This is a genomic window from Sinomonas humi, from assembly GCF_000802235.1.
GTDB classification, from domain to species: domain Bacteria; phylum Actinomycetota; class Actinomycetes; order Actinomycetales; family Micrococcaceae; genus Sinomonas; species Sinomonas humi.
In genome coordinates, this window is the sequence record NZ_JTDL01000109.1 from 1 (window position 1) to 19519 (window position 19519).

The window sequence follows — 19519 nt, forward strand, 5'->3', positions numbered from 1 at the left end:
TGCCCACCCGTCCAAGCGTCACCTCCCGACGGTGCCCACCCGTCCAAGCGTCACCTCCCGACGGTGCCCACCCGTCCAAGCGTCACCTCCCGACGGTGCCCACCCGTCCAAGCGTCACCTCCCGACGGTGCCCACCCGTCCAAGCGTCACCTCCCGACGGTGCCCACCCGTCCAAGCGTCACCTCCCGACGGTGCCCACCGTCACTACGTGACCAACAAACGAGCCACCACCGCCACTACGTGACCAACAAACGAGCCACCACCGCCACTGCGTGACCAACAAACGAGCCACCACCGCCACTGCGTGACCAACAAACGAGCCACCACCGTCACTAGGTGACCAACAAACGAGCCACCACCGTCACTAGGTGACCAACAAACGCGGGAGGGCCGCCCCGTGTGCAGCGGGGCGGCCCTCCTAGGGTGTCCGGCGCCGTTCAGCTCGCCGGATCTTTTAGCGCGCCTCATTGCGCACTAAAAGTCTTCAGCCGAGGCGCTTCTTGAGGCCCTCGAGCTCGTTGGTGAGGCTCAGCGGAAGCGAGCCGCCGAAGCGGGCGAACCACTCCTCGAGGCCGGGGACTTCGTCGCGCCATTCATCGGCGTCGAAGCGCACGGCCTCCTCGACCTGCTCCGGGGTCATGTCGAGCCCGTCGAGGTCGAGGCTCTCCGCCGTCGGGACGAAGCCGATCGGCGTCTCGACCGCGTCGGCAGCACCCTCGATCCGCTCGATCGCCCACTTGAGGACGCGCGAGTTGTCCCCGAAGCCGGGCCACGCGAAGCCGCCCTCGCGAGTACGGCGGAACCAGTTCACGAGGAAGATCTTCGGGAGCCGGGCCGGGTTGCCCTTGCCCGAGAGCCGGACCCAGTGGTTGAGGTAGTCGCCTGCGTCGTAGCCGATGAAGGGGAGCATCGCCATGGGATCGCGGCGCACGACGCCGACGGCGCCAGCTGCGGCCGCCGTCGTCTCCGAGGAGAGCGTGGCCCCCATGAAGATGCCGTTCGCCCAGTCACGGGACTGGGTCACGAGCGGGATCGTCGTCTTGCGCCGGCCGCCGAAAAGGATCGCGTGGACCTCGACGCCATTCGGCGCGAAGTACTCGGGGGCGAGCATGTCGATCTGGTCGATCGGCGTGCAGAAGCGGGAGTTGGGGTGGGCGGCGGGACGGTCGGCCTCGGGCGTCCAATCGTTGCCCCGCCAGTCCGTGAGGTGCGCGGGGACTTCCTCGGTCATGCCCTCCCACCACACGCCGCCGTCGTCCGTCAGGGCGACGTTCGTGAAGATGCTGTTGCCCTTCGCGATGGCGCGCATCGCGTTGGGGTTCGTGCCCCAGCCGGTGCCGGGGGCGACGCCGAAGAGGCCCGCCTCGGGGTTGACGGCGCGAAGCTCACCTTCCTTGCCGAAACGCATCCAGGTGATGTCGTCACCGAGGGTCTCGACCTTCCAGCCCTCGATCGTCGGGTCGAGGAGGGCGAGGTTGGTCTTGCCGCAGGCCGACGGGAACGCGGCGGCGACGTTGTAGACCTTCTTCTCGGGGCTCGTGAGCTTGAGGATCAGCATGTGCTCGGCCAGCCAGCCCTCGTCCCGGGCCATGACCGAGGCGATGCGGAGGGCGTAGCACTTCTTGCCGAGCAGGGCGTTTCCCCCGTAGCCCGAGCCGTACGACCAAATCGAGCGCTCCTCCGGGAAGTGCACGATCCACTTCTCAGGGTTGCACGGCCACGGGACGTCGGCCTGGCCCGGCTCGAGCGGGGCGCCGACCGAGTGGAGCGCCGGAACGAAGAAGGCGTTCGTCTGCTCGATCTTCTTGAGAACGTCCGTGCCGATGCGGGCCATGATTCGCATCGAGGCGACGACGTAGGCGGAGTCGCTGATCTCGACGCCGAACTTCGGGTCCTCAGCGTCGAGGTGGCCCATGACGAACGGGATGACGTACATCGTGCGGCCGCGCATTGAGCCGGAGAAAAGGCCTTTGAGCTTGGTCTTCATCTCCGCCGGCTCCATCCAGTTATTGGTGAAGCCCGCGTCGCGCTCGTTGCGCGAGCAGATGAACGTCTGCTCCTCGACGCGCGCGACGTCCGCGGGGTCGGAGAAAGCAGCGAAGGAGTTCGGGAAGAGATCGGGGTTGAGCCGGGTAAGCGTTCCTGCGGCGACCAGCTCGTCGGTCAGCTTGCGGTATTCCGCTTCGGAACCGTCCACCCAGTGGATCCGGTCGGGCTGAGTCAGTTCAGCGACTTCCTCAACCCAGGACAGCAGGGGCTCGTAGGTGGTAGGGGCTCCTTCGAGAAGCCGAAGACGAGTTGCGCCCATGTCTTCCTCCTTCGTCTGGGTGGTGTGTCCCTCAATGGTAGGGAAGGTGGTCTGTACCACCGGGGGGAGTGAGGCCTTTGAAACGAGAGTTAAACACTCGAAAGCCCGAGATCTTGGGGTTTTCCAGCCAAGACAAGGTAATTTAAGTGATCAAGGTCACATAGACCGGTCTACTCCTATGTGTCCTCCCGCTTCGATTTGGATGTCCGATGGTCTTCGCGTAAAGTTATTCAGGCCGCGGCGCGGAAAACGCCAAGGCCAACGAGATGCGCCCATAGCTCAGCTGGATAGAGCGTCTGTCTACGGAACAGAAGGCCGGGGGTTCGAATCCCTCTGGGCGCACAGAAGAACACCTCCGGTCATTGGCCGGAGGTGTTCGCATTTAAGCTGCGCCTCGCCCAAGCCCTACGAGCCTGCCAAGGCCGTCACGCCGTCCAGCGTCCCCACGAAAATCCGGCCCCCTGAGAGCGTCGGAGTCACGAAATGCGGCACGGGACCGACCTGCACCTTCTGCTGGAGATGACCGTTGCCGGGATCAAGGCCGTACAGCTCGCCTGTCCCGTAGTCGATGACCCAGACCTCTCCGCCACCGATCACAGGCGAGCCGGCCGCCTGCAGGGAAAGCCGCCAGCCCAGGCCCATGCCGCCCGATTCGCTCACCGTCACCTCCTGCAATCCGTCCTCGCACGGGACGTAAACCGTCATCCCGGCCACAGCCGGGGCCCCGAACGCAGAGCAAACGGTGGCCTGGGCGCGCGCGCCTCCGCTTCCCCCGAAGTGGGCAGCATCGAGCAGGTAGCCAATGCCGCTCTTGCCGTCCGCGAACACGTACGGCCCGAGGCGGACGGGCGTCATCGACCCGAGATCGGCGTCGTCTGCATTGTCCTGCGCCCACGTGCTCGGGGCGAAGAAGTCCGTGCGGTGCAGGGATGCGTCGAGCGAGAGCACAGAGTCCGAGCCGTCGTAGCTTGTGGTCGATTCGCCGTTGCCGACGCCCACGAGCAGTCGGGATCCATCTACGGCCAGTCCGCCAGGGGTCCAGATGCCGCCGAGCCGCGGAGTGGGCACCGAGTAGGAAGCGATTGGCCCCGTACCCGTCGTCGCCACCGAAAGCACCGTGCCGACATAGTCCGAGCAGTCCCCGTCGAGGCCTCCGAAGGCAACGTAGACCCGGCCCTGCATGAGGGCGAGGGCGCCCCGCTGCTGGTACGCGAGGGGATCACCGCTGGGTGGCTCGATCTCGCGACGGACGGCTAGCGCGCCGTCGGCCGCGTTCAAGCCCACGAGCTCGTGGCGACCTCCGCTCAGCTCCGCGACAGCGAAGACCAGGCCTGTTGCGGGATCGTAGACAGGTGTCCCGGTGATGCCGAGCGGGTCGATGTCGCCGCAGGGCAAGGCCGTACCGGGTACTGGTGCCCCGAGGTTTCGCTGCCACACGACATGCCCGTCCGTGGGATCGAGCGCATACACGGTGTCCGATTCCGTCGCGACGATGACCCGGCCGTGGACCACGAGCGGCTCGCCGTAGACAGCTCCATCGAGCCGCGCCGACCATGCATTCCGGAGCGCGCCCAAGCGAGAGAAGTCCGGCGCGGCCCCGGTCCGGGCTCCATCGAAGTGGTAGGTGGGCCAGTCACCCGGCCGCAGCGGCAGCGGGTGGGGCGCGCTGGGGGCCTGGGTCAAGGGGCTGATCGGAGCACCGGACTGGCTCGGTTGCGGCACGGCAGTGCAGGCCGCGAGCAGTACGAGCACGACGGCGGCCAGGGCGCCCGTGAGCGCCTGGCCCGCCTTGCGCGCCTTGCTGCGTTCCATCCCTCTACAGTGACGCAGAACGGCCCGGGCGAGAATGGCCCGGGCGTCTGCGGCAAGTCCCCTAGACCGCTTCGAGGATGCTGACGTAGTTGGCGATCCCGACGCCGCCCATGTTCTGCACGGCCGCGCGCCGAGGGTTGGCCAGCTGCATCGCTCCGGCGGTCCCTGTGAGCTGCATCGCGGCGATGACGTGCTGGGAAACGCCGGTCGCGCCGACCGGATGGCCCTTGGCCTTGAGGCCGCCCGAGACGTTCACTGGCAGGCGCCCGTCCTTGTAGACCCAGCCCTCCTGGATCGCCCGTGCGCCCTGCCCTGCCGGGGTCAGGCCCATGGCCTCGTACATGACGAGCTCGGCGATCGTGAAGCAGTCGTGCACCTCGGCGAAGTCCAGGTCCGCAAGCCCGACCCCGGCCATCGCGAAGGCACGCTCCCACGAGAGCCGGGTCCCGACGAACGCGGTCGGGTCGCGGCGCTCGGCGGGCAGGAAGTCGTTCGCGTGCCCGAACCCGGCGAGCCGCACCGGCGAGGTCGCGGCCCCCGAGCGCGGGGCGAGGGAAAGGACGACGGCGGCCGCCCCGTCGGAGACGGGCGAGCAGTCCGTGCGCCGCAGCGGGTCCGCGACCATGGGGTTCTTGTCCGAGCCGGTGCGGCAGAACTCGACGCCGAGGTCCTTGCGCAGCTGCGCATACGGGTTGTCGACCCCGTTGCGGTGGTTCTTGGCCGCGATGCTCCCAAGGGTGTCGGAGAGAGAAATGCCAGCGACCGGGCCGTAGCGCTTCTCGTAATGCTTGGCGACCTCGGCGAACAGCGCCGTGAACCCCGCCGAGGACGCCTGCCCGGCCATGTCGTAGTCAGCGCCCAGAAGAGCCGCGCCGACCTTCTCCGCCCCCGCCGGCGTCATCATCTCCGCCCCGACCACGAGCACGTTCCGGGCCGTCCCGGCCAGCAGTGCCTTCACGCCCTGCTGCACCGCCGCCGACCCCGAGGCACACGCGTTCTCCACGCGCGTCGCCGGAACGCCCAGCAGGTCCGGGGAGAGCTGGAGCGCGAGCGAGGACGGGAACGCGAGCGGCATCATCCCGGCGTTGAACTGCCCGACGTAGACCTCGTCGATCTCCCCCGGCTCGAGGCCCGCGTGTGCGAGCGCCTCCCCCGCGACCTGCAGGATCAAGGACTCGAGCGTCTCCTCCGTCAGCTTCCCGAACCGGCTGTGCCCCCACCCCGTGATGAGGACGTCCTTGCCGAACTGCTCCCTGAGGCTCATGCGAGCACCCCTTCCGTATCAACAGCTGCTTGGGTTTCGAGGACGACGGCGAACGGCGCCCCTGTCTTCTCCCTCACCTCGTCGAGGCCCACCCCGGGCGCGAGCCTGCGCAGCACAAGGTGCGGGGCGCCGTCGTCGTCCGTTACGTCGAAGACCGCGAGGTCCGTCACGATCCGGTCCACGACCCCCTTGCCGGTGAGCGGCAGCGTGCACTCGGGGACGATCTTGGGCGAGCCGTCCTTCGCGACGTGCTCCGTAAGGACGACGATCCGCGGCGTGCCCGCGACGAGGTCCATCGCGCCGCCCATGCCCTTGACCATCTTCCCGGGGATCTGCCAGTTCGCGAGATCGCCCTCGGCCGAGACCTGCATCGCGCCCAGGACCGCGACCTTCACGTGGCCCCCGCGGATCATCGCGAACGAATCGCTCGAATCGAAGATGCTCCCGCCCGGCAGGACCGTGACCGTCTGCTTGCCCGCGTTGATCAGGTCGGCGTCCTCGTCTCCCTCGTACGGGAACGGGCCCATCCCGAGCAGGCCGTTCTCGCTCTGCAAGGTCACCCGCACACCCTCGGGCAGGTTGTTCGCCACCAGGGTCGGGATACCGATCCCCAGGTTCACGTAGTCCCCGTCGGCCAGCTCCTCGGCTGCGATCGCGGCCATCTCATCCCTCGTCCACGACATCGTGGTCCTCCTCCTAATTCTGGGCGGCCTAGTTCTGGGCGGCGGCCAACGGCCGCGGCCGGACCGTGCGCTGCTCGATGTCCTTCACCCGCCGGCGCGCCTGCACGAGGTGCTGGACGAACACGCCCGGGGTGACGATGTGATTCGGGTCGATCTCGCCCACGCCGACGATCACCTCGGCCTCGGCAACCGTCACCTTCCCCGCCGTCACCACGACAGGATTGAAGTTGCGGGCCGTGTACCGGTAGACGAGGTTCCCCTCGGCGTCCGCCGTGTGGGCGTGCACTAGCGCCACGTCCGCGACGATGCCCCGCTCCTGGACGTACAGCTCCCCGTCGAACTCCTCGTGCGGCTTGCCTTCCGCCACCACCGTGCCGACGCCCGTACGTGTGTAGAAGGCCGGGATGCCGGCCCCGCCAGCGCGCAGCCGCTCCGCCAGGGTGCCCTGCGGGACGAACTCGACCTCGAGCTCGCCCGCGAGGTACTGCTGCGCGAACAGCCTGTTCTCCCCGACGTACGAGGCGATCACCTTGCGGACCTGGCCGGACTCGAGCAGGATCCCCAAGCCCTTTCCGTCGATGCCCATGTTGTTAGAGACCACCGTCAGGTCCCTGGCTCCGGTCTCCCGCACGGCCTCTATCAGGTCCACAGGAATCCCGCTCAGCCCGAAGCCCCCGACGGCGAGGATCGCGCCGTCGTCCAGCGCCTCCGCCAACACCTCGGAGATGTCCTCTCTCAGCTTTCCCATTCGCGTTCTCCCTCGAAACACACCACTTTGTGGACGCCGATGCTGCTTGAATGAAGGTAGAAACTTCCCAGCTGGATAAGCAAGAGCCCTGAGGTGAGAACGCATACTATGGACAGGGGCGGAAGGCTTCTCCATATTGTGGACAGGACTCAAAGGGGACTCGAGTGAGCGAGCGGGCAGCGGTTCCAGGCGCACAAGTAGTCGGCAGGGTCGGTCGCCTCCTGCGCCTCGTCGGCAGCAACCCTGCAGGGGCCACGACCACGTGGCTCGCACGCGAGGCTGGCCTCACCCGGCCCACAGCCCACCGACTCCTGGCCTCCCTCGCGGCCGAAGGCCTGCTGGACACCGACCCCCAGTCCGGCGACTGGGTCCTCGGCACCGAGCTGTACCTCCTCGGGTCCATTGCCGCCTCCCGCTTTTCTTTCGAGGAGCTCGCACGTCCGAGCATTCGGCGGTTGGCGGAGGCCTCGGGCGAGAGCGCCTTCTACAGCATCCGCCAAGGGAGCGAGACCGTCTGCCTCCTCCGGGAGGAGGGCAGCTTCCCCATCCGCTCCTTCGTGCTGCGCGAAGGAGTCCGGTTCCCCCTCGGCGTCGCCTCCGCGGGCCTTGCCATGATGGCCTTCCTGCCAGCCCCCGAGCAGGAGTCCTATCTGGCCCGCTGGAGCGAGCACGCCGGGCGCTTCGCCGAAGGCCACACCGAGCGCGTCGTCCGCCAGGAGCTCGAGCAGACTCGGCTACGCGGCTACTCGGTCAACCCGGGACTCGTGCTCGAGGGGAGCTACGGCATGGGAGCGGCGGTCTTCGACGGCAACGGGAACCCGGTTGGGGCGGTTTCGTTCACCGGGATCGAGCCGAGATTCCGCCCCGAACGGCGCGGCCTCCTCGGCAAGCTCCTCATGGAAGAGGCGCACAGGATCAGCCTCCGCCTGCAAGGCTCACGGGAGCGCTGACGCCACAGATGCTGGCGTCGACCACCCATAGGGCAGGTGTGGCAGGGCGTTCAGACTCGCGGCCAGTCGATTCCGCCGTTGCCGCCACCGAGGAGGGGCGGCTTGAGGATGATCCGGCCATTCTGGCCTGAGTGAGGCAAACCTCTCCCGTGGAGGAGAGCCTGTCAATGCCGCACGCGCGAGGGCGGCGAGCTGCTGCCCTGTGCTTGGCGTAGGCGTCCCGAGCCTGGACAGGGCCCACCCGTCCCCGCGGCCCGTCCCGTAGCATCTGTGGGGTGGAGAGCGAGTACGACGTCATCGTGATCGGCGCCGGCGCGGCCGGCGAAAACGCAGCGGACCGCGTGGTCAAGGGCGGGCTGAGCGCGGCCCTCATAGAGAGCGACCTCGTGGGTGGGGCCTGCTCGTACTGGGCGTGCGAGCCCTCGAAAGCACTTCTCCGCCCCGGAACGGCGCTGCACGCCGCCCAACGCGTCCCGGGGTCAAGGGAAGCGGTTACGGGCACCCTTGACGTTCCCGCCGTGCTCAAGCACCGCGACGACGCCGTGAGCAATTGGGACGACGAGTCGCAGGTCGAGTGGGTCGACGGCGCGGGCATCACCCTCGTCCGGGGCCGCGCACGACTCACGGGCGCCAAACGGCTCACGGTCGACGACGCCAACGGCAACCATTTCGACCTCGTGGCACGCCACGCCGTCGTTCTCGCCACCGGCTCCCGGCCCTCCACGCCCAAGGTGCCCGGGCTCCAGCACACCCCGCACTGGACCACCGCAGACGCCACGAGCGCCCGCGAGGTGCCCGAAAGCCTCGTCATCCTCGGTGCGGGCGTCGCGGGCTCGGAGCTTGCGCAGGCGTTCGCGCGGCTCGGTTCGCGCGTCACGGTCCTCGCCCGCGGGAGCCTGCTCAGCGCGTTCCCGGAGGACGCCCGCGAGCTTGTTGCGGGAGCGCTGCGCGCCGACGGCGTCGAGATCATCGAGGGCGTCTCGCCGGAGCTCATCGAATCAACGGACGACGGCGGCGTGAGGGTCGCGCTCCCAGACGGCCGTACGCTCGAGGCAGCAAGGCTCCTCGTGGCGACCGGTCGCCGGCCAGCGCTCGACGGGCTCGGGCTGCCAGCGTTCGGCATCGAGCCGACCGCACTCCGCGTTGACGACACCGGGCTCGTGCTCGGCAACTCCTGGCTCTACGCGGTCGGCGACTGTTCCGGCCGGGCGATGCTCACGCATCAGGGGAAATACCAGGCACGGATCACCGGCGACGCGATTGTCGCGAGGACCAAGGGCGAGCTCGAGAAGCGGCCCGCGCGATGGAGCCGGTACGCCCGGACGGCGGACGAACTCGCTGTGCCCCGCGTCGTCTTCACGGACCCCGAACTGGCAATGGTCGGCCTCAGCGAGGAGGAGGCGTGGGAGCACGGCATCCGCGTCCGCGTCGTCGACCTCCCCATCTCCGTGGCCGGAGCGTGGCAGCTGGCGGAGGACTACGAAGGCTGGGCCAGGTTCCTCGTGGACGAGGACCGGAGGACTCTCGTCGGAGCGTGCTTCGCCGGCCAGGACGTCGCCGAGCTCCTGCAGTCCGCGACGATCGCTGTCGTCGGCGAGGTCCCCCTCGAGCGGCTCTGGCACGCGATCCCGCCTTTCCCGACCGTCAGCGAGATCTGGCTGCGCTTCCTCGAGGCCTACGGACTCTAGCTTCGGCGCGGAGGACACCGCGTGCGCTCGCGGTCCGTGGTGGTTCTCAATGACAGACTGGCCCCGTGGCTCCTTCGCGATTCCTCCCCCTGCGCCGCAGCGCCCGCGTCACCCTGTGGTGCGCGGCCGCGGCGACCGTGATCACAGGGATCACGGCCTGGTTCCTCGAAGAATGGATGGGGATCCTCACCCTCGCGGCCATCGCCGCATTCGTCCTCTCCGCGCTCTACGCGGTTCGGGGGATGAATCGCTACGTCCTCGCGGCGTTGGCGGCAGCGACGACGGCGACGACGGTCGGCTGCACCCTCGCGTTCCTGCGAGTGCTCGGCGTCGCGTGGGACGACGCGCCCGACGCAGTAACGACCATCTCGAGCCGGGACGCGGACCCCTACTTCTACATTGCGGTAGCCGCCTTCATAGCAACCCTCGTACTCCTCCTCGCGGGCGCTGCATGGCCACAGCGCCGGCCCGCGCCGGCAAGAGCGAGCCGCCGGCCGTCGTCGCGCGCCGGATCGCGGCCGGGGCCAACAAGCTCGCGCGGTACTGGCCCGCGCGCCGCGACGGGACGGGCTCAAGGCTCGCGTTCCTCAGAGGGACGGCCTTCGGCCGCACGCACAAACCCGCCAAAGCAGGCGGCGCCTCGGCCTAGTGCGAGTGGTGCCCGTGCTTCCGGCTCTCGGCCCTCGGCACCGCGAAATCGGTGAGCCGCGCGTCCTGCCCGTCAAGCTCTGCCCACGGCTTCTCGGTCTCGAGGACCGCAAGCCCGGCGGTCGGGAAGTGGTTCGCCGCGTCCAAGTAGGCATCCTGGTCTGAGTCGCGTGCGGCGAGGCGCAGCACGAGATCCTGCACTCCCGGCATGTGCGCGATGACGAGCAGGGTCGTCACCGTGTCCGGGACATGGTTGACGACGGCGAGCATCCGCGCAGCGCTCGCCGCGTAGAGGCCCGTTTCAAGCTTGGGCGTGGGCGCAAGGTCGCCGAGGGCGCCGCACACCCACGTGCACGTCTGCCGCGTGCGCAGGGCGACCGAACACAGGATGAAATCCGGCACGACCTTGTGGGAGAGAAGCCATTTCCCCGCCTCGGGGGCGTCCGCATGCCCGCGCTCGGCCAGGGGCCTGTCGACGTCGGGGACGCCCACGGGCCACGCGGCCTTCGCATGGCGCAGCACAACGAGTCGCCGGACGTGGTGCTTGCTCATGGAGCAAGCGTAGAGGTCCGGACGCTCTCGCCGGGCACGGCCCTAGATCGAGTACTCCGGGGCCGCCCACACGATGACCTCGGGGTGCTCGTAGAAGCGGTACCCCTGCCCACGGACCGTGCGCACGGTGTTGGCCAGGCGACCGAGCTTCGAGCGCAGGCGGCGGATGTGGACGTCGATCGTGCGCTCGTTGGGGACTTCCTCGGCGTTCTTCCAGAGGTTCTCGAGCAGTTCTTCGCGGCTCACGGTGCGCGTGCCGTTCTCGACGAGGTAGTTAAGGAGCTCGAACTCCTTGAAGGTGAGGTTGAGGGAGTCACCGTCGAGGTGCACTTCTCGGCGGGCGAGGTCGATGAGGACGCCGCTGGGACGGCTCTCGTTCTGCTGAGCCACCCGCGGCTCGGGCCGGGGGCGGCTGCCGATGGTCGGGTCGCCGAAGGTAGAGCGGACGACGTCGAGCGGGCTCCCCTGAGCGCCTGACGGGGCGACGGCGACGGCGGCGTAGCTCTCGACGCCGGGGACGAGGTTCTGGGCGTAGGCGCGGATCTCCTGGGCGATCCTTGCGATCGAGGAGCCGGCGGCAGCCGCCTGCTCCTCGGAGATCCCCACGTAGAGGACGAAGCCGTGGGCCACCGTGTCCGATGAGACCGAGCGGACGGGCTCGATGCCCGGCGCGACGACTGGAGTCGGCGCCGTCATCGGCGAGTAGTCGTCCGCGACGGGACGCAGCGGCCGCGCTGCACCATACGGCTCCTGCTGGACGGTGGGGCGGGCGCCGAAGGACTGACGGCCCGTAGCGGCCTGGGCGCGCTGGGCGTTGCGGACAGAGATGTGGACGTATCCGGATGCAACCGACATGAAGTGCTGACCTCGTTTGTAACTAGCCGACGCGGGCGGCTTCGAATGCTGAACAGGTTGAGCGAAGAGCCAAGTGCGGGGGTGGGCAGTCAGCTATGCATTCGACAACAGCACATGGTCCGGCCGGCGGGTGGGCCGGAGCGGAAGGCTGCAGGTGCCGTTGAGTTCTTGTTCACATCAGTGAGTGTGCCCCGTAACAAAGGCTACAGGCAAGTAACAATGGGGTCTCTGTCTCGGAATATGAGACAGATACCCGAATTGTGATGGAACTCACCATTCGGTGCATCCTATATGTGAACCGATATCTTCACATATTCTTCGCCGACTCCCGATTGCTCCGAAGAATGTTCGGTTCTACAGCCCTGACTAGAGCCCCTACACCCCAAACTGACGCCGTCTCACCATTCGGACAGGGTCTGACCACTTCCCATTCGAACGCCCCTCAAACAGCTCGCCCCCACTCGGGAGGCTATCCCCGATGCCAGCAGCCCTTTGCGCATCCGCTGTTACCCAAATGTGACAGAACGAGATCCGTACCGTAGGGTAGGGCGAGTGCACGGGACACCCCGTGCTCCTTTGGGTGCAGCCCGCCGAACTCTGCCGGCAGCCCAAGGGTTGAAACAGGCAGAGACGGAGGAACCAATCGGCCGAGGAGGCCTGTGGAGAGCCGTGTGCTCAAAACGGGAGCCGGGGCCTGGGGTGAAGCCAGACCGCAAGGTACGGCCGGATGACTCGCATCCGAACCCGGCAGCTAACTTCGCAGGCGCTAACGAGAGGTTTCTTGCGTGAGCAGCATCACCATGCCTATGGGCGCGCCTGCGCGCCAGCGCGGCCGGCATCGTGCGGCGACCCCGCCGAGCCGTCTCGCCCGCATCACCGCCGGACTCGGCACCGCAACGGGCGGCCGGTACCGCAACGCCGTCGTCGCCGCATCACTCGGCCTCGTTGCCGTCGGCGGAGGCGCCGCTGCAAGCACCGGCCACATCACGCCGGCGGGCACCACGACCGAGGCCAACGGCTCCGCTGCCGCCCCCATCAGCGCGACCGCCGACGCAAAGCTCGACTTCGCCCGCTCATCGGTGGCCTCGATCTCGAAGGCGCAGGTCGACCAGCAGGCTCAGGCCGCCGCTGCAGCAGCCCAGGCAGAGCTCCTCAAGACGCAGCCCGTCAACGACCCGACGGGCGCCCAGGCATACGCCTCGACCCAGCTGGCCAAGTACGGCTGGGGCCAGGACCAGATGCAGGCCCTCATCACGCTGTGGAACCTCGAGTCCGACTGGACCACAACCGCGACGAACTCGAGCAGTGGCGCGTACGGCATCGCGCAGGCACTCCCCGGCAACAAGATGGCCTCCGCCGGCAGCGACTGGCAGACCAACTACCGCACCCAGATCGACTGGGGCCTCGGCTACATCAAGGACCGCTACGGCTCCCCCGCGAACGCCCTCACGTTCCACTACGCGAGCGGCTGGTACTGATCGGCGGCCGCAGCGCGGCCTGCCTCCCCACCCAGTCCGCTAGTCGGGCGCCAAAGCGACCCAAGCCGAAGCGACCACAGACGACGGCGCCGCTCCCCACAATGGGGAGCGGCGCCGTCGTTCTTCTCTGGCAAGAAGGTCTAATTGCCCGGTTCGACTAGTTGCTCTGGCCGGACGAATTGCTCTGGCCCGAACCCGTCGAACCGGAGCCCGAGGTACCCGAGCCCAAGCCGTCCGAACTCGTGCCCGCTGTAGAGGAAACGAGGATCGTGAGCGCGGCGTTCCCGTTCTTGAGGGCGGTGACGCGAACCGTCTGGCCGGCAGCGAGATCCGACGCGCTCAGCGACCCGCTACCGGACTGGCTCTGGCGCCGGCCGGCGAAGCTCGCAATCGTCGTGTCGGAGGAGATGGCGTAGGCCTGGACGTAGCCGTCGTCGCTCTTGACCGTGACCTGGCTGCCTGAGACGGCGGTGATGGTGCCCGTCTGCTCAAGCTCGGTAACATACTGGCCGTTGTTCTGCACGACGTACTCGCCATGGAGCGCTTGGCCTGCGGCTCCCAGACCCATGTTGCCCGGGCCGCCGAAGCCGCGGCCGAAGCCCCCGCCGCTCCCGCCCTGGCCCAGGCCCTGCCCGCTGCCGCCCTGCCCGGGCGCTCCGCCGAAGCCTTGGTTCGACGAGGCCGCCGAGACGCCGTTGCTCGAGCTGTTCGCGGCGTAGTAGGCGGCCCCGGCGCCGGCAGCGACGACGACGGCGACGCCCGCCGCCGCGAGGCCCCTCTGCACAGGGGTAAGCCGGGCGAGGGCACCCCGGTAGCGACCCGTGGGACCGGCCGGACCCGCCGGTCGAGCACCCCAGCCCTGGCCCGGCCCGCTCGGGCCGGGAGCACCCCAGCCATGGCCCTGCGCAGAAGGGTCAGGCGCGCCCCAACCCTGGCCCGGGGCAGAATGTCCCTGCCCAGTCGGCCCCGGCGATCCCCAGCCGTAACCCGGCGCCGTCGGCCCTGTCGCATGGGGGCCAGGGGCACCCCAGCCCTGAGTCGGCTGCTGCACGCCAGGCTGGTTGGGGTAGAGGGTCTCGGTCGGTTGAGACGCGCGGTTCTGGTCCTGCTCCTCGTTGGCGGCCCGCTCTGGGTCCTGCCTCTGGGGGTTCTGAGGGTTCTGTTGTCCGAATGACATCGTGATCCTCCGGTGCTGGTCTGATGGCTGCTACCAGACTCGCCGTTCATCCTGTGGCGCCCCTGTGCCGATCGGCTGGACAGGCTGTGCTTCACGCGCCCCAGAACAGGCCGCGACCGAGGCTCGGGGCTAGGCTGGGCTCCACAGGCTCCCCACAGAATTATCTCAGGCTCGGACTATCCATCCACAGGAGGCTGGAACCATGGCAAGTCCTTATACGACCAACAATCTTCCGGCTCTGACCCACCCGGACGGATCCCCCATCCGTGCCCTCGTGGTCGACGACGAGCCCAGCCTCTCCGAGCTCATGAGCATGGGGCTGCGCATGACGGGATGGAGCGTTCAGGTCGCAGCGGACGGCCCCGCGGCGGTCAAGGCCGCACGCGACTTCCGGCCAGACGTCCTCGTCTTGGACGTAATGATCCCGGGCTTCGACGGCGTCGAGGTCCTCCAGCGGGTGCGGCAGTTCCTCCCTGAGGTCCCCGCGCTCTTCCTCACGGCGAAGGACGCACTCGAAGACCGCATCACAGGGCTTGCCGCGGGCGGCGACGACTACGTCACCAAGCCGTTCAGCATGGAGGAGGTCATGCTGCGCCTGCACCGGCTCGTGCAGCGTTCGGGCGTCGCGGCCCAGGACGACGCCGAGCTCGTGGTCGGCGATCTCGTACTCAACACGGACACGCGGGAGGTAACCCGCGGCGGCGACGACATCCAGCTCACCGCGACGCAGTTCGAGCTTCTCCGCTACCTCATGGAGAACCCGAAGCGGGTGATCAGCAAGGCTCAGATATTGGATCGAGTATGGCAGTACGACTTCGGCGGCCAAGCGAACATCGTGGAGCTCTACATCTCGTATCTCCGGAAGAAGATCGACGCGAACAGGGCGCCCATGATCCACACCGTCCGCGGAGCGGGCTACGTCATCAAGCCCGCGGAGGGATGAGCACTCTCGCGGGCGCCGTCCCACGGCCACGCCGGCGCTGGACGGATCCGAACGCCTGGCACCTGCGCACCAAGCTCGTCCTCGCGACGATGCTCCTCCTCGTCGCGATCTGCTCCGTGGTCGGCTCGGTGCTGTACGCCTCGATGGACGGCTTCCTCACTCAGCAGCTCGACACCCAGCTGTACCAGGCGAGCCACCGCGCGGCCCAGTTCGGCAGCGTGCCGCAACCCTCCGTTCCCGGGTCCTCGACCTCAGGGGCGGCGCAGAACCCTGGCGAGACGACGCCGCGGCCAGATCCACTCGAAGCGCGCGGCCAGGGCGCGGGCACCCTGAACGCGAGGCTCCGCGACAACATCCTCGACGTGGCCGGATTCATCAGCCAGGACGGTCAGCGGGTCGCCCTCCGCAATTCGGACGCCGCCGTCCTCGTCTCGGTCGCGCAGACCGCTGTCCCGTCCGGTAGCGGTGCCCAGCCGGTGCCCGTGGACAAGAACCTCAGCGTCGGTCACTACCGTCTGGTCGCGGTCCAGACGGCGACGGGCGACATCATCGTGACGGGCCTCCCGCTCGCCGCCAAGGACAGCACTCTCGCCTCGCTCGTGCTCACCACCGTGATCGTCTCGCTCGGCGGCCTCCTCTTCATCGGGCTCGTCGGGACCTACGTCATCCGCAAAACCCTCAAACCGCTCGACCAAGTCTCCTCCGTCGCGGCCAAGGTCGCCCAACTTCCGCTCGACGCCGGTGAGGTCGCCCTCGCAATGCGCGTTCCGCCGTCGGCCGCTCACCCCGGCACCGAGGTGGGCAACGTGGGGAATGCGCTGAACCGGATGCTCGACAACGTTTCTGGTGCGCTTCAGTCGCGCCAGGAGTCGGAGATGAAGGTGCGGCAGTTCGTGGCGGACGCTTCGCACGAGCTGCGCACGCCGCTCACTGCGATCCGCGGCTACACCGACATGCTCAAGATGACCGAGCAGCTCTCGCCGCAGGGTTCGGAATCGCTCGGGCGCGTTGAGACGCAGTCCCTGCGGATGAGCCGACTCGTCGAGGACCTCCTCACCCTCGCACGGCTCGACGAAGGCCAACCGCTCAAGCTCGCGCCTGTAGACCTGACCCAGCTCGTCGTCGAGACGGTGAGCGACCAGAAGGTCATCGCCCCCGATCACCAATGGCGGCTCGACCTGCCGGACGATCCGATCGAGGTCAAGGCCGACGGCGCGCGGCTGCACCAGGTGATGGTCAACCTGCTCTCCAACGCGCGAAAGCACACCGACCCCGGGACCACCATCACAACCGGCGTATCCCGCTCTGCCACAGGCGAGGCCGTCATCACCGTGACCGACACCGGGCCCGGCGTGCCGCCGGATCTGCAGAAGAAGGTGTTCTCACGCTTCACGCGCGCAGACAAGGCGCGGACAGGAACCGAGGGTTCCACCGGGCTTGGGCTCTCGATCGTCCAGGCGATCGTGGACGCCCACGGAGGTTCGGTCGAGCTCACGTCCCGGCCCGGGCGAACGGAGTTCGCGGTCTACCTGCCGGCTTGATCGACGGGTGTTCGCCTCACGGCCCCGTTGACGACGGCGCACCCGCCTCCAGCGCGGGCGCGGCATCGTGCGCCGTGCGGCGGGTCGCGAGGAACGTCCCGGCGAGCACGAGCACTGCGCCGACCGCGATGAGCGGCGTGAACGGGTCGCCGCGCAGGCTCACCCCGAGCGCAAGGGCGACGACGGGGTTCACGTAGGCGATCGCCGTCGCCCGGGCGGGCCCGGCCGCGGCAATGAGGCGGAAGAACAGCAGGAACGCCAGGGCCGTGCACAGCAGGCCGAGGAGCACGAGCGAGCCCAGCGCCGTCACGGACGGCAGCGCCGTCGGCCATGTGAGGGCGGCGAACGGCGCGGAGAGCACGGCGGCGATCGTGAGGCAGACCGCCGTCATGGGCAGTGGGGGCACACCGCCGAGCTTGGCGGCAGCGACTCGTGGTGCGATCGCGTAGCCGACCGCCACGAGCAGCATCTCGACCACTGGCCAGGGGCCCGATGCCTCCATTCCCCCGCCCCCGAGCGCAGCGACGCCGCCTACAGCAACGACGAGACCGACGATTCGCAGGCCGCCAATACGCCGCTCGAGGCCAATTGCTCGGGCGATCACGAGCGCCAGAACCGGAGCGAACGCGATGAGCAGTCCTGCGAGCGAGCTCGAAAGGTGCCGCTCGGCGTCGCTCAGCAAGAACCACGGACCCACCATTTCGAGGAGCGCAAACGCAAGCACCGGCCAGCGGTGCTCCCACACGACGCGCAGCTGCCGCCCCGCGAATGGCAGGAGGACGACGGCGCCAATCGCCGTGCGGGCGAATACGACGACGGCGGGGCTCACCTCAGCGACGGCCTCGCTGATGAGCAGGTATGGGACGCCCCAGATGAGGCTCATGGCCACGAAGAGCAGCCAGGTGCGGCGGGTCACGAGCGCCCTCGGACCTCACCGAGGGTGGGCGACAGGAAGGAGATGCAAAGCTTCACCCAACAACTGTAGAACCGCCGACCGACAGCCGCCCCACCTACTCGTTTCGGGTACAGATACCACCCTCCCCAGCCATCTCAGGTACGCCAACTCCCCTCCCCCGCCATCTCGGGTACACCAACTCCCCTCCCCCGCCATCTCAGGTACAGAAAGTCCACCGCCGATGCGATCTCCGGCACGGAGAAACGCTACTCAGTCGGTGGAACGAGGCAACTATGTTGGGACTATGAGGCTCCATTAGGCCCACTAGGCCTGCTCGCGGAGTCCGTCGTGCTCAACCGGTACATGCCCGGCCTCATCCGTCAAAGAAATCAGCACCTCAAAGCATCAATCGAGTTCGGCGGTGGCGCGAACGCCTGAACCCGAACGAGTTGGCGTACCCGAAAGCCCTCAGGACGCGAGTTGGCGTACCCGAAACCCCTCAGGGCGCGAGTTGGCGTACCCGAAACCCCTCAGGACGTGAGTTGGCGTAACCGAAACGAATGGGGGCGGGGGCGGTCACAGGGGCGGCACAGCTTCGCTCTACTGGGGTCATAAGCCCACGGGGGAAAGTCGAACCATGACGCTCACGGATCCCGCCTCCCAAGCCCTCGAGGCTCCGGAAGACCTCGGCGAGCAGACCGCCCAGCCGGGCTCCGCCGTCGTACTCGAGACGCCCACGCTCCGCCCCGGCGTCGCCCTCGACGTCGCTGCGCTGAACCACGCTGGAATCCCCCTGCTCGACGTGACGGTCCCCGTCTACAACGAGGAGGCCGACCTCGAGGCCTGCGTCCGCAACCTCGACGCCTACCTCTCCACCCAGTTCCCCCACACGTACCGCATCACGATCGCGGACAACGCCTCCACCGACTCGACGCTGCGCGTCGCCGAGCGGCTCTCCCGTGAACTCGAGAACGTCTGCTCAGTGCACCTCGAGGAGAAGGGCCGCGGGAACGCGCTGCGACGCGTCTGGCTCGCCTCGGACTCCCCAGTCCTCGCGTACATGGACGTGGATCTCTCCACCGACCTCAACGCGCTCGCCCCGCTCGTGGCCCCGCTCATCTCGGGCCACTCGGACCTCTCGATCGGCACGAGGCTTTCGCGCTCGTCCCGCGTAGTGCGGGGGCCGAAGCGCGAGTTCGTCTCGCGTTCCTACAACTTCCTCCTGCACTCGCTCATGGGCGCCCGTTTCAGCGACGCCCAGTGCGGGTTCAAGGCGATCCGGTCGGACGTCGCCCGACAGCTCCTGCCCCACACGCTCGACAAGGCGTGGTTCTTCGACACGGAACTCCTCCTCCTCGCCGAGCGCTGCGGACTCCGGTGCGCGGAAGTCCCTGTGGACTGGACCGACGATCCGCACTCGAAAGTCGACATCCTCCGTACCGCCCTTGAGGACCTCCGCGGGATGTACCGGATGACGGTGGACATGGCCCGGGGCCGCATCCCCCTCACGCAGCTTCAGGCCGCGATGGCCCGAGGGCCGCTGCCGGCGGGCGAGCGCGCGGAGGAGGCCGGGCGGGGGCAGAGCCTCTTCGGCCAGTTGGTGCGCTTCGGAGCGATCGGCGTCGCGTCGACGCTCGCGTACGCGGCGCTGTACCTTCTGGGCCGGGCGCTCATGGGCGCACAGGCTGCCAACTTCGTGGCCCTGCTCATCACGGCGATCGCGAACACGGCCGCCAACCGCCGCTTCACTTTCGGAGTGCTCGGGGCTGAGAGGCTTGCCCGCCACCACTTCGAGGGCCTGATCGTCTTCGGCATCGGCTGGGCCCTCACAGCGGGCGCCCTGGCCTGGATGAACTCGCTTCCCCACCCGAGCCAATGGCTCGAGCTCGGCATCCTCACCGTCGCGAACCTCGCCGCAACCGCGCTGAAGTTCCTCCTCTTCCGCCTCTGGGTGTTCCGCCGCCGGGCCTGATCCGA

16 protein-coding genes, 1 tRNA gene and 1 riboswitch are annotated in these 19519 nt (G+C 68.3%); of the genes, 8 read left to right on the plus strand and 9 right to left on the minus strand.

Annotated elements, in window-relative coordinates:
- Positions 1-484: 484 nt before the first annotated feature.
- Complete coding sequence (locus tag LK10_RS10620) at positions 485-2308, minus strand: phosphoenolpyruvate carboxykinase (GTP) (protein ID WP_043123432.1); 1824 nt, start codon at positions 2306-2308, stop codon at positions 485-487.
- A 268-nt stretch (positions 2309-2576) separates the two neighbouring features.
- Here LK10_RS10620 and LK10_RS10625 point away from each other — a divergent pair.
- A tRNA-Arg gene (locus LK10_RS10625) sits at positions 2577-2650 on the plus strand.
- 63 nt (positions 2651-2713) lie between these two features.
- Here LK10_RS10625 and LK10_RS10630 read toward each other — a convergent pair.
- The 4 genes from LK10_RS10630 to LK10_RS10645 form a co-directional block, all read right to left on the minus strand.
- Positions 2714-4120: an outer membrane protein assembly factor BamB family protein gene (locus LK10_RS10630; protein ID WP_081998451.1), complete on the minus strand. Its 1407-nt coding sequence runs from the start codon at positions 4118-4120 to the stop codon at positions 2714-2716.
- A gap of 61 nt (positions 4121-4181) precedes the next feature.
- The gene (locus LK10_RS10635) at positions 4182-5384 is read right to left on the minus strand and encodes an acetyl-CoA acetyltransferase (RefSeq protein WP_043123433.1); all 1203 of its coding nucleotides are present in this window, start codon (positions 5382-5384) and stop codon (positions 4182-4184) included.
- Complete coding sequence (locus LK10_RS10640) at positions 5381-6067, minus strand: CoA transferase subunit B (RefSeq protein WP_043123434.1); 687 nt, start codon at positions 6065-6067, stop codon at positions 5381-5383. The genes LK10_RS10635 and LK10_RS10640 overlap by 4 nt, the downstream gene beginning before the upstream one ends.
- Before the next feature lie 28 nt (positions 6068-6095).
- Positions 6096-6815: a CoA transferase subunit A gene (locus tag LK10_RS10645; protein ID WP_043123435.1), complete on the minus strand. Its 720-nt coding sequence runs from the start codon at positions 6813-6815 to the stop codon at positions 6096-6098.
- 164 nt (positions 6816-6979) lie between these two features.
- On the opposite strand from LK10_RS10645, the gene LK10_RS10650 reads away from it, so the two are divergent.
- From LK10_RS10650 to LK10_RS21880, 3 genes are all read left to right on the plus strand, one after another.
- On the plus strand, positions 6980-7765 hold the full coding sequence (locus tag LK10_RS10650) for an IclR family transcriptional regulator (protein ID WP_043123436.1): 786 nt from the start codon (positions 6980-6982) through the stop codon (positions 7763-7765).
- A gap of 275 nt (positions 7766-8040) precedes the next feature.
- Positions 8041-9453 carry a dihydrolipoyl dehydrogenase family protein gene (locus LK10_RS10655; protein WP_231567722.1) on the plus strand — a complete coding sequence of 471 codons (1413 nt, stop codon included), beginning with the start codon at positions 8041-8043 and terminating at the stop codon, positions 9451-9453.
- A gap of 65 nt (positions 9454-9518) precedes the next feature.
- Entirely contained in the window at positions 9519-10157 is a 639-nt protein-coding gene (locus LK10_RS21880) for a hypothetical protein (protein WP_156144127.1), read from the plus strand.
- Here the strand turns inward: LK10_RS21880 and LK10_RS10665 are convergent.
- Both LK10_RS10665 and LK10_RS10670 read right to left on the minus strand, forming a co-directional pair.
- Positions 10099-10653 (minus strand): SixA phosphatase family protein, encoded by a 555-nt coding sequence (locus LK10_RS10665; RefSeq protein ID WP_043123441.1) that lies wholly within the window; start codon positions 10651-10653, stop codon positions 10099-10101. The two genes, LK10_RS21880 and LK10_RS10665, sit on opposite strands and share 59 nt — an antisense overlap.
- Positions 10654-10695: 42 nt before the next feature.
- Entirely contained in the window at positions 10696-11508 is an 813-nt protein-coding gene (locus LK10_RS10670) for a winged helix-turn-helix domain-containing protein (protein ID WP_043123442.1), read from the minus strand.
- Between the two features lie 581 nt (positions 11509-12089).
- Positions 12090-12289, plus strand: a riboswitch (cyclic di-AMP (ydaO/yuaA leader).
- Positions 12290-12293: 4 nt separating this feature from the next.
- On the opposite strand from LK10_RS10670, the gene LK10_RS21350 reads away from it, so the two are divergent.
- The gene (locus LK10_RS21350; RefSeq protein WP_231567723.1) at positions 12294-12986 is read left to right on the plus strand and encodes an aggregation-promoting factor C-terminal-like domain-containing protein; all 693 of its coding nucleotides are present in this window, start codon (positions 12294-12296) and stop codon (positions 12984-12986) included.
- Positions 12987-13143: 157 nt separating this feature from the next.
- On the opposite strand, the gene LK10_RS21885 is transcribed toward LK10_RS21350, so the two are convergent.
- Complete coding sequence (locus tag LK10_RS21885) at positions 13144-14163, minus strand: hypothetical protein (RefSeq protein ID WP_156144128.1); 1020 nt, start codon at positions 14161-14163, stop codon at positions 13144-13146.
- A gap of 202 nt (positions 14164-14365) precedes the next feature.
- Here LK10_RS21885 and LK10_RS10685 point away from each other — a divergent pair, with 202 nt between their 5' ends.
- Positions 14366-15106, plus strand: coding sequence for a response regulator transcription factor (locus LK10_RS10685; RefSeq protein ID WP_043123447.1), 741 nt, complete (start codon positions 14366-14368; stop codon positions 15104-15106).
- Entirely contained in the window at positions 15103-16647 is a 1545-nt protein-coding gene (locus LK10_RS10690) for a sensor histidine kinase (RefSeq protein ID WP_043123449.1), read from the plus strand. Before LK10_RS10685 ends, LK10_RS10690 begins: the two co-directional genes overlap by 4 nt.
- 16 nt (positions 16648-16663) lie before the next feature.
- Here the strand turns inward: LK10_RS10690 and LK10_RS10695 are convergent, their stop codons facing one another.
- Positions 16664-17563, minus strand: a complete 900-nt coding sequence (locus tag LK10_RS10695; protein ID WP_043123450.1) for a DMT family transporter — start codon at positions 17561-17563, stop codon at positions 16664-16666.
- 616 nt (positions 17564-18179) lie between these two features.
- Here LK10_RS10695 and LK10_RS10700 point away from each other — a divergent pair.
- Positions 18180-19514 (plus strand): bifunctional glycosyltransferase family 2/GtrA family protein, encoded by a 1335-nt coding sequence (locus LK10_RS10700; RefSeq protein ID WP_081998452.1) that lies wholly within the window; start codon positions 18180-18182, stop codon positions 19512-19514.
- Positions 19515-19519 lie beyond the last annotated feature (5 nt).

Bases quoted from the DNA above. Each gene is read 5' to 3' on its own strand.
- LK10_RS10645 (WP_043123435.1), bottom strand. From the start codon at position 6,815: ATGGGAAAGCTGAGAGAGGACATCTCCGAGGTGTTGGCGGAGGCGCTG.
- LK10_RS10685 (WP_043123447.1), top strand. From the start codon at position 14,366: ATGGCAAGTCCTTATACGACCAACAATCTTCCGGCTCTGACCCACCCG.
- LK10_RS10635 (WP_043123433.1), bottom strand. From the start codon at position 5,384: ATGAGCCTCAGGGAGCAGTTCGGCAAGGACGTCCTCATCACGGGGTGG.
- LK10_RS10700 (WP_081998452.1), top strand. From the start codon at position 18,180: ATGACGCTCACGGATCCCGCCTCCCAAGCCCTCGAGGCTCCGGAAGAC.
- LK10_RS10690 (WP_043123449.1), top strand. From the start codon at position 15,103: ATGAGCACTCTCGCGGGCGCCGTCCCACGGCCACGCCGGCGCTGGACG.
- LK10_RS10665 (WP_043123441.1), bottom strand. From the start codon at position 10,653: ATGAGCAAGCACCACGTCCGGCGACTCGTTGTGCTGCGCCATGCGAAG.
- LK10_RS10670 (WP_043123442.1), bottom strand. From the start codon at position 11,508: ATGTCGGTTGCATCCGGATACGTCCACATCTCTGTCCGCAACGCCCAG.
- LK10_RS10640 (WP_043123434.1), bottom strand. From the start codon at position 6,067: ATGTCGTGGACGAGGGATGAGATGGCCGCGATCGCAGCCGAGGAGCTG.
- LK10_RS10630 (WP_081998451.1), bottom strand. From the start codon at position 4,120: ATGGAACGCAGCAAGGCGCGCAAGGCGGGCCAGGCGCTCACGGGCGCC.
- LK10_RS21885 (WP_156144128.1), bottom strand. From the start codon at position 14,163: ATGTCATTCGGACAACAGAACCCTCAGAACCCCCAGAGGCAGGACCCA.
- LK10_RS10620 (WP_043123432.1), bottom strand. From the start codon at position 2,308: ATGGGCGCAACTCGTCTTCGGCTTCTCGAAGGAGCCCCTACCACCTAC.